At 44.5% G+C, this 476-nt stretch carries 1 protein-coding gene; it reads right to left on the reverse strand.

Features of this window, described 5'->3' with window-relative positions; translation table 11 throughout:
* On the reverse strand, nt 1-476 hold a 476-nt coding region (locus GWG65_RS40315), incomplete at both ends, for a hypothetical protein (protein WP_275200934.1).

Here is a 476-nt window from a genome sequence, read left to right on the forward strand (position 1 = left end):
TAACGCGTCAGAGTTTTATTACCTGATACCGATTCCGTCCAGCTATTGCGGATATCACGTAATCCCATATCAAGAATATTCCCGCCATAGTAACGGTTATAACCTGCTGTAATCATTGAGGTTTGATTAGCAAAAATATCCCATTCCGTCATAAAGCGCGGGGAGATATTGTGGTTTGACAGATAGTTGTCATAGTCATACCGCACGCCGGGCATTAATGACACATTACGCCAGCTAATGCGATCCGCCATATACAGCGTGTAGTTGTCAATTCCCAGGCGGCCTTTACCTTTATGGTAAATGGTATGGTTAGTTTTCTTTCCGGCAGCATTAATCACATAGGATTCAGACTGGTTATGGCGTTCAGTCCACGCATCGGAATAGATGTATTCCGCGCCGAAGTAGGGTTGATGCGAAACATTACCCACGGCGAATTTTTGCCAGTCCAGGCGTGTTTTGAAGGTGTAATTATCTAC

The organism is Bradyrhizobium sp. CSA207 (assembly GCF_029051685.1).
In the GTDB taxonomy this organism is placed as follows: domain Bacteria; phylum Pseudomonadota; class Alphaproteobacteria; order Rhizobiales; family Xanthobacteraceae; genus Bradyrhizobium.